Source organism: Paenibacillus sp. 2TAB23 (assembly GCF_052115165.1).
GTDB lineage: Bacteria > Bacillota > Bacilli > Paenibacillales > Paenibacillaceae > Pristimantibacillus.
The window spans coordinates 162,525-177,992 of sequence record NZ_JBFRGD010000006.1 but is presented as its reverse complement, the minus strand read 5'-3'; the positions used below and the strand labels follow the sequence as shown (position 1 = coordinate 177,992).

Here is a 15,468-nt window from a genome sequence, read left to right as displayed (position 1 = left end):
TTCGTATGTTATAGGCTTTTAGCATTCATAGTTAAATAACTAGGAATTTCATTCGTTTTTTGGGATTTTTAAGTGTTTGACATTGTTTTTTAATGCATATTCTTTAGGGGTTATGCCAAAATGCTTTTTAAATAAGCTGAAGAAATAGGTTTCGTTGAGGACGCCTACTTTTTCTACGATTTCACGTACGCTATTTTCATTTTCGGATAAGTATTCTGCTGCTTTGGCCAGCCTGGTTTCATTTATATAATCTGCAATGGATACATGCATGGCTTCTTTAAAGAGATTTGCTAGACGTCTCTGGGATATTTTCATAATAGATGCAATGGATGCTAAACAGAGAGACGGATCTTGGAAATTTGTCGCTATATACTCAGCTACCGTTTCTACAACGTAATGATTGACTTTATTTGTTGTCCCTTCTGTCTTCGTGTACAAGGATTCTTTAATCGCGCCAAAGATTGCTTCGTAAATATTGTTTAATGTCTCTTTCTCCATAAGCTGAAGTGAAAAGCTGGATAGATCAATAAGAAGAGAGGGCGTTGCCGCATCTGAGCTGGCTTCTAACGTCTTCTTTGTCGTTTCCAATAGCCGGAAAGTTGAAGCAAGCGCATTATAATAGTTGAGCTGGCTAATATCGTCGAACAGCCGTCTCATAGCGACCTCAATGTCATCTAAGTTGCGTTTACGAAGAGCTTCCTGTAATTGAGCCTCAAGATTTTTGGCATATCCTGTTTTAGGATTGTTTTCATTAAGGAGCAATCTTTCGGTATCGAGGATAGAATGATGGCCGTAGATAAAGCGGTATACGGTTTGATCAAGTGCTTTATTATAGAGGGTATGTAAGGAGTCAATCGAGTTCGATATCGAACTGATAGACGCCGTAAACGTAATTTTATAAAACTGGTGAACAAATTGCTGTGCTTCTTGAATGAGTGCTGTCACATGGGTTTCAAAGTGCTCATGCCCTTTAGGAATACTAAGAATGAGTACAACGTGATCATCCTTTAAATCAAGGCCTTCATTGATATAGTCTCTTGAAATCCATTCCGATGAGACGTTAATCATGGCGTAACGAATCGTTTCCCTATCTTTGGAAGAGAAGCTTCTTTGGAAATCTTTATAATTGTCTATTTTGAGCAATAAAACCGCATAGGACTGATCTAAGGGTAAGCTTATCTTCATTTCAAGAAAGATGCTTTCCAACTCGGCGGTTTCCAATTTTAGATTTTCTGTCAGTATGCGGTTTAACCAATAGTGCTTCATCACATCTCCGTATTGGTAAATTTGTTTGTCATAAAGCTTTAATTTTTCCATGGATTGCTTATATACATCATCCAAATAGGATATTTCGTCGCCTTTTCCTCTTTGTTCGAATTTATGGAGGCGTCCAGATGAAATGGTCTGCACTAAATTTCCAATAGGACTATAGATTTTGCGGGAAATACTGACGGAAACGACAATCGCCATCACAAGGAAAATGAGTGTGATAAAGATAATGCTCGTCTTAAAGCCTTGAATATAACCATACACTTCCAAGGTCGGTTGAATCTTCAATAACGTCATGTTAATACTATCGAGATAAAGGTAGGTTATTAAATACTGCGTGTCCATGTACTTGCTTTTAAACGAGCTTTCAGCTTCTGAGGATGAAGCTGCTTTTTTGGTATGATGTAAAACCTCGTCCTTCAGCCACTGTAATTTAGCTGTATTTTCTTTATTTTCATCCACATCGATATACTCACCCTGCTGATCCAGGAGATATATATTTCCTTGCTGCTGATCAACCATATTGATTTGCTTAATGTTGCCGAGCAGCCATTCCGGTTTGACATTGATAACGACGGCACCGTCTGGTTTTTCGCTGTTCATTGCAGTTTCATACATAAAATAGGAAAGAACACGTTCACTTCGGTTCGATTCATTGACTACTTTTTGGATATCGCGAAAGATAGGTTTTAATTTCGGCAGCACTTGATCGGAATTGTATAACGCTAACAATTGTGGATCATTGAAGAAAATGGGAGAGCCTGCATTGTAAAATTGGTCAAGGTTGCGATTATACACACTGATGGAGTGTATGTAGGGATAAGAGGACGTTAGCGAGTTAACGACATTGTTCAGGCGTGTGATCACGTCAACGATGTTCTCCTGCTCCGAGTACATGATGGAAGTAATATCGTTATTTATATAGAGGGACTGCGTGAGCCGGCTCATCGTTTCATTCATGATGTTTGTGTTGTATTTGACCTGAAGCAGTATTTTTTTACTATTATCCGATTCCTTCTTGATCATTAAGTTTTGCGCATTCAAATAAATGATGACAGACAGAATGCCAACGATGCAAAGAACGGATGCGCTGATCCACAAGACGATTTTGAAAAGAAAGCTTTTGGATGCGAATAAGGTACTCAGTTTCATGAATGATCTTGCTCCTCCCATGCCTTGTAGAAGTGAGAATAGCTTATATAAAAGTAAAAGTAAATATGATTTGCGAATCTCATAGTAACGAACATAAATCATATAGATTCTGGGCAAATACCATCACGATTACAATGGGTTCTACACAATCGCTCCGCTACGATTTTTAGAGGTTTCGACGTATTTTACAGTATACAATCTATCGTGTGTTAGCTACGTTTAAACTAACGATTTGGCTGCTGCCCAGAGGGCTTGCCATACTCGAAATACACGTGGAGATGAATACAAAATGGAGACCATTCAGTTTCGAGGACGTTTAGCGCAAGTTAAAAGTAAGCTGCAAACGGGACAATTAACATTGGGTTTCGTTGGTGGATCTATTACGGAAGACGGCAGCTTGATGCCGAATTGGCCGGAGCCAGTTGCACGTTGGTTTGCAGAATCGTTTCCTCATGCACGCATCAAAGTGGAGAATGCTGCGATAGGTGCGACAGGCAGCGATTTGGCTGTTTTCCGTGCTGAGCGGGACTTGATCAACCATCAATGCGATCTGATTTTTATTGAATTTGCCGTCAATGACTACATGACACCTTCTGAACACCGGATGAGAGCGAGAGAGGGATTAATCCGCAAGCTGCTGGCAGACGGACGATGTGAGCTCGTATTGGTATACACCTACTGTCAGAAAATGTACGAGGACATGTCTCAGGGGAAGATTCCTGCCAGTATCGCTGAATTCGAACAATTAGCGGAACATTACGGCATCAGCTCGGTTTGGGCTGGACAGTATGCCTTTCAGGAAGTGAAGCTGGGCCGAATGACTTGGGACGAGTGGCTGCCAGACGGGCTGCATCCTAAGCATCGAGGCAGTCTGAGCTATGGACAGTGTGTGATTTCCTATTTGGAAAAAGAATTGCTAACGGAGCTCGATACGCGGAGTGGCGTTATCCCTAAACCGCTCGCAACGCCGCTTAATGTTAATCATTGGGGGCAAGTGGATACGCTCTCATTCGATGAGGTTCAGTTGGTAGGACCATGGATAACTAGACGCGCTAGGGCTCACTTGCCTTGGGTTGATCACATGCTGAGCACTTCTGCGGTCGGTGCGAAGCTATCCTTTTCGTTTACAGGGAGGGGGCTTGCGTTAGCCTTCGACTTTGGCAAGAAGTCAGCGGAATTCATCTACAGGCTGGACGGAGGTCCTGCGATCACATCAAGTCGTGAACGGCCTAGTTGGTGCGCAGATGGAGGCTGGTTCCAAATCTATTGGATCGCGAATGAGCTGGAGGATGGGCAGCATCATGTTGAACTGGAGGTCGTCCACGGCAATAGAGCGGATTGCACAGGGACGAATTTTCATTTGGCATTAATCGGAATAGTGAAATAGGACAGCTCGTTGAATCTGTAAAAAAATTTAAGAAGAAAACAAGATAAGGGAGATGAAGGGGAATGAGTCATTTATTTCAAAAAGCAAGAGCGCGTGTCGGTGTGATCACAGTGGGCCATGAGCCGTATTGGGCACAATTCCCGGGATTAAAGGAGGAGCTTGAGGGCTATGGCCGTGAATTTGAGGAAATGCTTCGGGGGCAAGACGTCGAAGTGGTGTCGGGGGGCTTCGTGGATGGCGTAGATAAGTCTTTCGCTGCATCGTCTTATTTGAAAAATCAAGACATTGATTTCCTATTCTGTTTCTTGAGCACATATGTGACATCATCGACGGCGGCTACCCCGATCCTGAACTTGTCTGTTCCAACGGTGCTTGTTGCGTTGCAGCCAAGAAAGCGTCTGGACTATCGCAACACGACGACCTATATGCAGTTAGTTAACGATAATATTTGTTCCCTTCCCGAAATAGGCGGTGTACTCGTTCGAGCAGGAAAACCTGCGGCTGGGATGATTGTAGGCACGCTCTATGATGATGAACGTGCGAAGAAGGAATTAAAAGACTGGTGCCAAGTCGCTAATGCGCGAAAAGCATTCAAATATGCCAAAATCGGCTATCTGGGGCATACCTACGAGGGTATGTATGATATGAACTCCGATCCGACAGCTTTTACGGCTTCCTTCGGTGCGCATGTGCAAATGCTCGAAATGTGTGATTTAGCCAAGCTAGTCAATGGTGTTACGGCTAAGGAAACGGCTGATAAATTGGATGAAATTAAAAGCATTTTCAAAATATCAGATCCCTTTATCGATCCGGTGACTAGGCCGATCAAGCAAGAGGATCTCGATTGGTCAGCTAAAGTTGCGGTTGGACTGGATAAGCTGATCGTAGAATATGGGTTAACAGGACTTGCCTATTATTATCGGGGTCTCGACAATAATGAATATGAACGGATCGGCTCGAATATGGTGCTCGGCAACTCGCTGCTCACAGGCAAAGGCGTTCCGCTTGCCGGAGAAGCCGATTTGAAGACATGCGCAGCCATGTTAATTATGGATCGCTTGGATGCTGGGGGCTCATTTGCAGAGCTGCATCCTTGTGACTTCGTCGACGATATTGTACTCGTTGGGCATGATGGCCCTCACAATATTAAGATTAGCGACGGACAGCCGATTATTCGCGGCTTGGATCTGTTTCATGGCAAAAGTGGATCTGGTATCGGTGTAGAGTTCGCCATCAAATCAGGACCTGTTACGCTGCTCAGTATTTCACAAACGGCTAACGGCAAATACAAAATGATCGCCACGGAAGGCGAATCCATCAAAGGAGAAATTCCGCAGACTGGAAATACAAATACACGCTGTAAATTTGATTACAGTGTTTCCGAATTTGTGGAAAAATGGTGCTCTGCAGGTCCTACGCATCACTTCGCGCTAGGTGTGGGACATGTGAGCTCCAAGATCCGTAATGTTGGCAAGGTGCTAGGCATAGAGGTGGAAGTCATATGACGACTATTGCAAAACCAAAGCATGCCTTGCAAAGAGTCTCATTGGAAATGAGTCTGAAGCCTTTCAAGAGTACGGCACCAGAGGCTATCGAAGCAGTATGTGCGGAGGCCATCCGCCAGTGGCTTCCTTTGATCGGCATGGCGGGCAGCTGCTCTGTGCTGCTTTGGGTCGCCGATGGAAGCGAGATTCTAGTCTGGGATGGCGACTTGCAGCGTGAGATCGAATGGGCCCGCTATATCGGGTACGCCAATGAGCAGTTTTTCACCCACCTCACGGAGGGCACTGATCCGCGAATCGCCCAGCCTTACATCAGCGAACCAGCAACAATCACCTACGGTGATTTGCAATTCATAATCGCTTCTTTCAAAAGAATAGCAGCTGAGCGTTATGGCATTCGTATGGAGGTAGGAGCGACTTTTGACGCTGGACCTGAATTTGCCTATTCCGATTTCAAATATAAGCTGCACCCGGAAATTAACCGCGCTGAAGTGAACGGGCAATTCATCTCATTAAAAGCGGATTATACGGTCGTATGTGGTTGGTCGAAATTGAAAGAAGATCACGTGGATTATGCAGCTTATCCTGGCGGCATTCCCGAAGGCACGCCATTCGGCGAATTTCTAGGGCGGCAGTGTGCAAGCTTTTTACCGGCACTAGGCTTTGATTATATTTGGTTTTCCAATGGATTTGCGCTGTCATACTTTCCTTGGACGTATCTAGGTGCAAATTACGATGGCAAGCAGCTTCCAATGGCCCAGTACGAAGAACTATCGACCAAGATGCTGTCCTTCTGGGAAATATTCAAGCAAGAGTGCCCGAATTATCGAACAGAGATTAGAGGAACCAACTATGGTACAGGCATGGACCTAGCCAAAGACGGTATTCCCTTATTAGATCTGTATGAGAGAAACTATGTTGAAATTCCGCCGCCAAACTCACCTTGGGGAGCTCTTAACTATGATTTCGGCTTGGAGCTTACGGGTTATATGTCACGTATAGCAATGCTTCCGGGTCAAACCTACCTATTCCGCTTTTATGCCAATGATCCATGGTTCTGGCAAAATCCGTGGTGGGATTTGTACGATCGGGAGCCGCATGATATTTATTGCCCGCTGACCGTCGCTCGGGTTAACACGCAGGGAGAGCTGGAGAGCCCAGGTATTGTACAAATTTTGACCATCGACACGGAAAAAGGCGAGCTGGATGCTGATATCCCGATGGAGGTTATCCCTCATATTAAAAAGGCCTTCAAAGATGCACCCGACCAGCCGGGAATATTGACGTGGTTGTACCCGATTCGAGAGCTGCATGAAGCAATGGCTGAATCAGACGAGCATGCGAGCGACACTTTTTTCCATGATTGGTTTGTGCGCAATGCGATTAACCAAGGCTTGCCGCTGAATACGGTTGTTAGCACGGATGATTTTTTTGCGATGAACGACGATGCCATAAATAAGCTTCAAGATACAATCTTATTCACATCGGCATTTTGGATCAAAGGGAAGAAGGCGCAGCGAATCGTCGAGTATGTCCGTAACGGAGGCAAGATCATTTTCTATGGTCGTGTCGAAGATCCGGAGCTGCGCAAGCTGTTGAATCTGGCATACGAGGATGAGCTTGAAGGTGATTTTTCCGTTAACCTTGCCTCGCCAAGAGATTCAATCATGAATGGGGAGCCTATAAGTGAAGACGGAAGCTATCAATTGTTCCATCACTCACACATTTCAGGCGGTGGGCTGAGTGAAGTCGTGGACGACCTGGCTGATTGCAATACGTTCGTGCATGCAAGTGTGAATCAGTTCGAGATAGAGCGTGTATTTGCGCTAACTAGAGCTTTACCTGAATGGGATGGAGGCAGAGTCGGGTGGGTGCGCGGCTCGCTGCCTTTCCAAATTGCAGGTATCACGCATTTGCCGGTGCGACAGGAAAAGGAATTTGTGGATTCGTCCGTATTCGTGCGCTATCTTCTGCAGCAATTTGGTTATGGTCTGTACCAGACGAAGGAGGATGCAGCCTCGGAATCAGCATTGATGTTTATTACAAGGAAGGATAACGCGTTTATCCTTACCGGCTGTAAGCAGGATTCGTCCGTTAGGCTGAACCTTCAATTTCCCGAGGGTGCTCCACTTATCGTCGGACAGACCGCTATGATTGGCAATGGAACGGCTGCTTATGCACTAGATCGAACGTTTCATGATGAATGCCGTATGTTTGTTAACCAAAAGCAAACCTCTCGCATTACATGCAGGGAAAATCAGCCTGTTCCAACACCGAAGAAGCGCGGCCGCACGCTCCGTACGATAAGCGTTTATAATCTGATTGAGGCCGAATTGACTGTTTATCCACCTCTTGCACAGCTGCAAGCGGGCAATGTGGAAGTGAAAATCGGTGATCAGGCTTTGGATTTAATCGGTAAAGTATTCGGAAATCGTATACGTCTAACTCACATTAGCGGGAACATTGATATTTCATGGTAGGAATCTAATCGTCTAGCTACTTAATATAATCCGTCATGTGAAAGGCTGGTGTGAATGGATGAATGTATCAAGAGAGAATGAGCAAGAGATACTGGATCAAAATATGAAAATAGATACGGATTCGGGCAGCGACTGGGAATGGCACTCGCCTCGCAATGAGCCCTTTCGGATAACGGGGCTGCCTTGGCTTGAACAAGACGGGGTATATCGAAGATTGCCACTTGAGCCAAGTCATCCGATTCGCTCAGAGGTAGATCGACTTGCGAATTATACAGCTGGCGTGCAAATTCGTTTCCAGACAGATTCACCTAAACTTTGTGTAAGGGTTGTTTTGGCTGACAGAGCCACTATGTACCAAATGCCTGCTACTGGTCAATGTGGCGTTGATTGCTACTTCGGTACAACTGGAAATCAACAGTATGTAAATACCACTCGTTTTGATCATTCGAGAGATGAATACGAATCCATCCTCTATGAATCCCTGCCAAGGGAAATGCGGGATATCACCCTTAATCTACCTTTATATCAAGGGGTGAAGGAGCTTTGGATAGGTCTTGATCCTTCTTCATCGGTAAGTGGGTTTCCTGGATTTGTAAGTGATAAGAAGGTTCTTATATATGGAACCTCCATCACCCATGGGGCTTGTGCCTCTAGGCCCGGTATGGCCTATTCCAACATTTTAAGTCGAAGGCTTCCGATTGAAATAGTGAATCTTGGCTTCTCCGGCAATGCGCAAGGGGAGCCGGAGTTAGCCCATTTGATCAGCCAAATCGAAGAGCCGGCGTTGCTTGTTCTGGATTATGAAGTGAATACGCCTAGTACACAACGGCTTCAGGAATCATTGCCTGAATTTATCCGAATCTATCGTTCACGCCATCCTGAGGTTCCCATTCTCGTCCTCACACAGATCCGATTGCCGATAGAAGCCTTTGACGAATCTATGCTTCGCCTGCGCGAAGAACGCAAACAGCTTCAATTGGCAAATGTTGAACGATTGCAGCAGGAAGGGGATGCTAATCTCCACTTCTTCGATGGTGCAGAGCTGTTAGGCGAGGATTATCAGGAATGCACCACAGATGGTATTCACCCTTCGGATTTAGGTTATTTTCGTATAGCGGAAACACTTAGCCCTATTCTTACTAAACTGATTTTCTAACAGCGTTAGGGAGGACCTACTAGTTGAACATAAAGAAACCTGGCCAACTTGTGGCGGTTTCTATTATGTGAAGTCCATGCCTCGTGTTCGGGGGTATGGGCTTTTTATTACCATTGCAGTTAGCAAATGTCCATAAATACACCTTAAAAGATATGGTAGAACGACCGCTGACCTATAGAAAACGGGGAAAATGTATGCTAGAACAGTCTATCAAATACGATGTTATGATTGCGACATTCGGTCATGCAGGAGACGGTAATCTGCATCCGACGGCGACGACGGACGCTAGAGACCATGAGGAAGTTTAACGGGTGGAACAGGCTTTCGAAGAGATTTTCGAAGCTGCGATTGAACTCGAAGGAACTATCACTGGTGAACATGGAGTCGGTATCGTGAAGGCTCCGTTCTTGGAGTGGAAGATCGGAAAGCCAGGCATGGAAGTGATGCGGGGAATAAAGCAGGTATTTGACCCGTATAACCTGTTGAATCCAGGAAAAATGTTTGCCAAGGAGACAAGGAAGAGAGTAGTGATCAATCGTGACTGATTCAATTCATGCTGCTGCAATACAGATGAAGCCGGCTGTGAAGCTTAACAGCCCACTTGCCGAGTCGCTTCATATGAAGCTTGATTACGATCAATTGACCAATTGTATGCGTTGCGGCTTCTGCTTACCGGCTTGTCCGACATTTAGAGAAACAGGATTCGAGCCCAAATCCCCTCGAGGGCGAATCGCACTGATGAAGCAACTAGTGATGGCGGGTAGTATACTTGAGCATAAGATGGAGCATGCGAATCGAACGGAAGCCCGCTATATGTTGACAAGCAATCCCGGCTGCCTGCTTCAGATGAAATCGGGTGTAATGAAATATGGGAATCCAGAGCATATGGAAGTTAAACATATTGTCGATTTTCTCTACGAAAGAATTGCTGGTACAAACGAATCCGCAGGCGATTGATTTCGAATAAATAGTAGTTGGATATCAGCGAGACGATCAAAGTCGTTAAAAAGCTGCCCATATATTCTTGATGATGATTTTGCATGAGAAATGGATTGAAGGGCCATGTTGCTTCACTGAAGCAACATGGCCCTTCTTATAGCTGCGATATTAAAATCGATATTAAAGGAGAATCGTTTCATGAAGCGATCTCCCATGATTAGGGAGACCGCTTTATCATTCTGAGAAAACCGAATTTACAGGATCTATTTTGTTCCTGGTATTTGTGGACTTGTTGACGAAGGTGATCTTTTTGAGTTTGTTTCTGATTCTACATCAGGTTGTGGCGATGGTGCAGGATGTGCCTTAATGTATTCAAGTACATTGTAGATTTGTTCCGCTGCCTCAGCACGAGAGATTTCAGCTTTAGGATGGAAGTTCCCTTGTTCATCTAGTTTCACTACGTTATAAGCAAGTGCCCGCTGGATCGTTCCATCATAATCAATGGTTAGATCCGTGCTATCGTTAATCGGGGTGGGAACAAGTTTAATTTTTGGAAGATTGCTGTGCGCTTCAATCGTGCTAATAAGCTGGTGAGTGAACTCTTCACGCGTCCATTTCTTGTTAAGATCCAGATCGGCTGGCAGTACGACCCCATTAACGCTTGCTGTAATTAAAGCATTCGCATACCAAGCATCGTTGTCTGCGTTTTTGAAATAATCCGTAGCTTTAGGTTCTTCAAGAAATCTTACTAGATCTAGATTCAAATGCGCTGCATTAACAATAAGCTGAATACCTTGTGCCGCTGTGATTGTGTTATTCGGGGCAAATAAGTCATCCGAAATACCATGGACTAAGCCTAGTTCTTGTAAGGCAACAATTTTATCCTTTGCCGAGATATTCGTTATATCCGAGAAAGGATCGGCAGCCGCATAGCTTTGACCTGCAAAGGTTAATGATAACGCGGTAACAGCGGAAAGAGTAATCATTTTGAATTTTGTTTTCATTTCTTTCACCTCGTAGTGTATTTGATTAAGATTCAAGCATTTTATTCGTTGTTCGGATTAACCAATCTTTATCAACTTTGTCGTCCTTACATTAGTAATACAATCGAAGAGGCTATTATTTTTCATTCTGTAATTTTTTTTTAAAAAAAGTTTGCAAGAAGACGAAGAGGCTGTCCCTTGAGAATCTTTATACTTGAGGTGACTGCCCCTTTTGCGAGAGTTGATAGTTTTAGTCGACATATTCTTAAACGAAAAGCCCACGAACTCCAAGTGCGTTATTGGAAATGCTGGTGTTTGAATGCTGGATTCACGATGATTATGGTTTTAAGCGCGATTTGGAACGTGGAATCTATCAGTGGTGTTCCATCAGCAGTCCACTGTATGGCAGGAAATTCCTCTTCGCTTGTCGAAAGAAAAGCGTAAGAAGAACGAAACGGAGCCTCTCACCTTGGAACAACTCCAGCAGCAAAACCTATAGTTGGAGCAACAAAATACAATGGATGCATGGCCCGCATAGACACCAAAAATGATTCCTATTAGAAGGGAAATAGAAATGAATAAAACGAGAATAACTAACCCCATCATCTGGGCTGATGTCCCGGATCCAAGCGTAATCCGTGTAGGAACTACCTTCTATATGGTCAGCACAAGTATGCATTCGATGCCAGGTTGCCCGATTATGAAGTCAGGGAATCTGAGTGATTGGGAGCTTGTTAATTATGTATTCAATACGTTTGAGGATAACGATGCGCATAATTTGTTGGATGGAAAAGGTATATATGGCAAAGGATCATGGGCTGCGAGCTTGCGGCACCATAATGATTTATTCTATGTTTGTTTTTCAAGCAATGATATGAATCAGTTCTACGTCTATACCACGAATGACATTGAGAATGGGGAGTGGGAACGCCACGTTATTCCAGGGCTACACCATGATCCAAGCATGCTGTTCGATGAGGATGGCCGCGTTTATGTCATTCATGGCAATGGTGATATTCGCATTACAGAGTTGACGGAAGAGGCAACTGCCCTCAAAGCGGGGGGGCTCGATCAACTATTGTTTGAGACGGACAGAGATGGCATCATGCTGCGGTGCGAGGGCTGCCATGCGTACCGACTAAATGGCTATTACTATTTGTTTTTTATTGAATGGCCGCACACCGGTAATAAACGCCGAAGAGAAGTATGTTACCGATCAAATGCTATTCTTGGCCCGTACGAACATCAATTGCTGCTCGATGATCACATGGACTATCGCAATAATGGTATTGCGCAAGGTGGAATCGTCGATGCACCATCAGGTGAATGGTTCACGGTATTATTCCAGGATCATGAATCAGTTGGCCGAGTTCCATGCGTGCTGCCGGTTGCTTGGGAGGATGATTGGCCAGTTTTCGGCAGGAATGGGAAAGTACCCAGGTCATTCGAAGTGTCATTGCCCAGCTCGTCACCTAAACCGCTAGTCATTAGCGATGAATTTGTGTATACAGAAAATCATTTGGCATTGAATTGGCAATGGAATCATAATCCAGATCATTCACGCTGGTCTGTTACGGAACGACCGGGCTATCTGCGCCTTGCGACAGGACAATTGGCCAGAAGCGTCGAATTTGCGCGCAATACGTTGACGCAGCGGACGGAAGGTCCGGCATGCACAGGGACGACTTTGATGGATATTACCCAGATGAAGCCTGGCGATCATGCGGGGTTAGTTGCTTTGCAATATGACTTTGGAGCAGTTGGTATCGAAGTTGCTGACAATGGAGATCGCTACGTTTCTATGTGCATTAGCGGGAGAGCGGAAGGAAGCGGCAGTGATATTAGAATTGAACGTATTCCATACAAGGGAGACCATATTTATTTGAAGATCGAGTTTCAGTTTTTCAATAGCGAGGATATTGCCCGTTTCTATTATTCAGAGAATGGAGAGACGTGGCGTGCGATAGGCGAAGCGTTGGAGATGCAATATAAGCTCGAACATTTCATGGGCTATCGGTTTGGACTGTTTAATTATGCAACGAAACGAGCGGGAGGTTTTGTTGATTGTGATTACTTCCGTTATGAGAGACTCGTATGAAATTCATCACCAATAACAGGAATTTAGAACTGATTCAATAGGACAATCCAAAAAAAACGATCCACAGCATTAAATCTATAGTTTATCTGTGTTTTTCTATTCATTGAAGGGTTGTCTCCGTTATAGACAAGCGCTACACTTTATTTATCCGTTAACCTCTCTCGAAGTAGGAGATCCATATGAGCATCAAACCAACGCCTAACGAGCCGTTTGTTACTCAAATGTATATTTTGCAAATGAATATTAGGTAAAGAAGGGGACCCAGCTAATGGCCAGCTTCCAAGATGATAAAATTATTAAGCTGCATGAAGCATTTAGCGATCAGTTTCTCATTGGAGCGGCGGTAAATTCCAAAACGTTAAAAACACAGCGTGAGTTGTTAATCCACCACTTCAATAGTTTGACAGCAGAAAATGAGATGAAGTTCGAGCGCCTGCATCCTGCTGAGGACCTGTACACCTTCGAGGAAGCAGATCGATTAGTCGCGTTTGCCAAAGAAAACAGTATGGGAGTTAGAGGCCATACGCTCGTATGGCATAATCAAACGCCGAACTGGATGTTTGAGGATGCTTCTGGCAGGGCAGTTAATCGTGAAACTTTGCTGTCACGGATGAAAAACCATATAGAAACCGTGGTTTCGCGTTATAAGGGAACCATTTATGGATGGGATGTGGTGAACGAGGCGGTAGCTGACAGCGGAGATGAGCTATTGCGATCATCCAAATGGCTCGACATTGCAGGAGAAGATTTCATCGCCAAAGCGTTCGAATATGCGCATGCTGCAGATCCAGCGGCTATATTGTTCTACAATGATTATAATGAATCTGTACCTGGAAAAAGAGAAAAAATTTATACGCTAGTAAAGTCCTTGAAAGAGATAGATGTACCGATTCACGGGATTGGATTGCAGGCGCATTGGAACCTGGAACATCCGTCGATAGATGACATTCGACAAGCAATTGAAAGATATGCAAGCTTAGGCATGATGCTGCATATTACAGAGTTGGATGTATCTGTTTTCGATCATAAAGACCGCCGAACGAATTTACTCGCTCCGACTGAAGAGATGATGGAGCGGCAAGCAGAACGGTATCGGCAATTTTTTGAGCTGTTCAGAGCGTACAGCGAGCACATTACCTCTGTAACCTTTTGGGGGGCGGCTGATGATTATACGTGGCTGGATAACTTCCCAGTATACGGGCGGAAAAATTGGCCATTCCTCTTTGATCAGAACCGTATGCCGAAAAAAGCTTTCTGGGATGTTGTGAAATTTGCCAAGTAACATACTGCTGCTCATGCCATGCAAAAGCGTTAATTATATGAGCCAGCTCATTTCCAGTATGATTATCGAAATAAGCTGTTCATCAGTAAAAAGCCAGATTTTCATTCCAGAGAATCCGGCTTATTTTCTGTTGAACAGCTTTATTTTTTTGACGAATTGTCAAGCTAAGTATGAAAGCTCTTCTACATCCTGATCGTACGACATTATTGCGGCGGGGTGTTGAACCGAATTGACGCAATAAAGGCTGCCGAGACATTCTCGACAGCCGGTGGCCCAATTTCGAAAGACTGAGCTCCTTCTAATTACCGTTTTGCTTTAACCTTTTACTCCGCCAACGACCATCCCTTTGACAAAATACTTCTGCAGAAACGGATAGACCATAATAATCGGCACACTGGCTACGATCGTCATTGTTGCGCGAACCGAGGTTGGTGTAACCGCCGTTACATTTCCTTGCGCATTAGCAAAGGCATCTCCCGCCGAGCCGCCTGAGCTTGTCGTAGCGCTTGATGTGGACAACACCTTCATCAGTTCATACTGCAAGGTACTTAGATTAGGCTGTGAAGAGTTGTATAAGAATACGTCAAACCAGGAATTCCACTGGGATACCGCTACGAACAATGAAACCGTAGCAAGCGCAGGAACGGTAAGCGGAAGCACAATACGCATAAATGTGGTAAAGTCTCCGGCACCATCGATTTTAGCCGATTCCATAATACCCTCCGGCAAACCTTCAATAAAAGAACGGATAACAATCATATTGAACACGCCGATAATGCCCGGGATAATGTATACCCAGAAGCTGTTCAACAATCCAAGCTCTTTGGTCAGCAGGTAGCTCGGAATCAAGCCACCGCTGAAATACATCGTAAAAATGAAGGTAATCGCTACAAACTTCTTCAATGCATATTCAGGGCGGCTGATCGTATAAGCCAGCATCGCCGTACAAAACACAGAGATGACCGTCCCGATGATCGTCCGAGCCGCGGAGATAAAAGTTGCATAAAACACATTGGACTCATTAAACACATATTCAAAATTTCTCAGCGTCCATTCGCGCGGCCAAATATAAATACTGCCTCGAATCGAATCATTCGCATCGTTAAACGACAAGGCAAACATATTCAAGAAGGGATAGAGAGTCACAATGATTAGGAAAATCATAAAAATGATGTTGCACACATCGAAAATTTTATCGCCCATCGAAAAATTCCGAGCTG

Annotated in this window: 9 protein-coding genes and 2 pseudogenes; 8 read left to right on the top strand and 3 right to left on the bottom strand. The window is 44.4% G+C overall.

Going from position 1 to position 15,468, the window contains the following annotated elements; all coding sequences use genetic code 11:
• Positions 1-48 precede the first annotated feature (48 nt).
• Entirely contained in the window at positions 49-2,295 is a 2,247-nt protein-coding gene (locus tag AB4Z29_RS11600; RefSeq protein ID WP_441943211.1) for a helix-turn-helix domain-containing protein, read from the bottom strand.
• Between the two features lie 415 nt (positions 2,296-2,710).
• On the opposite strand from AB4Z29_RS11600, the gene AB4Z29_RS11595 reads away from it, so the two are divergent.
• From AB4Z29_RS11595 to AB4Z29_RS11570, 6 genes and pseudogenes are all read left to right on the top strand, one after another.
• Positions 2,711-3,808, top strand: a complete 1,098-nt coding sequence (locus AB4Z29_RS11595; protein ID WP_441943210.1) for a GDSL-type esterase/lipase family protein — start codon at positions 2,711-2,713, stop codon at positions 3,806-3,808.
• A gap of 62 nt (positions 3,809-3,870) precedes the next feature.
• Complete coding sequence (locus AB4Z29_RS11590) at positions 3,871-5,313, top strand: L-arabinose isomerase family protein (RefSeq protein ID WP_441943209.1); 1,443 nt, start codon at positions 3,871-3,873, stop codon at positions 5,311-5,313.
• A complete protein-coding gene (locus AB4Z29_RS11585) occupies positions 5,310-7,790 on the top strand; it encodes a hypothetical protein (RefSeq protein ID WP_441943208.1) in 2,481 nt (826 codons plus the stop codon). The genes AB4Z29_RS11590 and AB4Z29_RS11585 overlap by 4 nt, the downstream gene beginning before the upstream one ends.
• Before the next feature lie 58 nt (positions 7,791-7,848).
• On the top strand, positions 7,849-8,946 hold the full coding sequence (locus AB4Z29_RS11580; RefSeq protein WP_441943207.1) for an SGNH/GDSL hydrolase family protein: 1,098 nt from the start codon (positions 7,849-7,851) through the stop codon (positions 8,944-8,946).
• 212 nt (positions 8,947-9,158) lie between these two features.
• A pseudogene (locus AB4Z29_RS11575) lies at positions 9,159-9,491 on the top strand (FAD-linked oxidase C-terminal domain-containing protein); the annotation flags it as partial.
• A 25-nt stretch (positions 9,492-9,516) separates the two neighbouring features.
• Positions 9,517-9,699, top strand: a pseudogene (locus AB4Z29_RS11570) (4Fe-4S dicluster domain-containing protein); the annotation flags it as partial.
• Positions 9,700-10,148: 449 nt separating this feature from the next.
• Here the strand turns inward: AB4Z29_RS11570 and AB4Z29_RS11565 are convergent.
• Positions 10,149-10,889: an S-layer homology domain-containing protein gene (locus AB4Z29_RS11565; RefSeq protein WP_441943206.1), complete on the bottom strand. Its 741-nt coding sequence runs from the start codon at positions 10,887-10,889 to the stop codon at positions 10,149-10,151.
• A gap of 553 nt (positions 10,890-11,442) precedes the next feature.
• Here AB4Z29_RS11565 and AB4Z29_RS11560 point away from each other — a divergent pair.
• Together AB4Z29_RS11560 and AB4Z29_RS11555 are read left to right on the top strand one after the other, a co-directional pair.
• A complete protein-coding gene (locus AB4Z29_RS11560) occupies positions 11,443-12,966 on the top strand; it encodes a glycoside hydrolase family 43 protein (RefSeq protein ID WP_441943205.1) in 1,524 nt (507 codons plus the stop codon).
• A gap of 268 nt (positions 12,967-13,234) precedes the next feature.
• The gene (locus AB4Z29_RS11555; protein WP_441943204.1) at positions 13,235-14,248 is read left to right on the top strand and encodes an endo-1,4-beta-xylanase; all 1,014 of its coding nucleotides are present in this window, start codon (positions 13,235-13,237) and stop codon (positions 14,246-14,248) included.
• A gap of 315 nt (positions 14,249-14,563) precedes the next feature.
• Here AB4Z29_RS11555 and AB4Z29_RS11550 read toward each other — a convergent pair whose 3' ends face one another.
• Complete coding sequence (locus AB4Z29_RS11550) at positions 14,564-15,451, bottom strand: carbohydrate ABC transporter permease (RefSeq protein ID WP_441943295.1); 888 nt, start codon at positions 15,449-15,451, stop codon at positions 14,564-14,566.
• Positions 15,452-15,468: the final 17 nt, after the last annotated feature.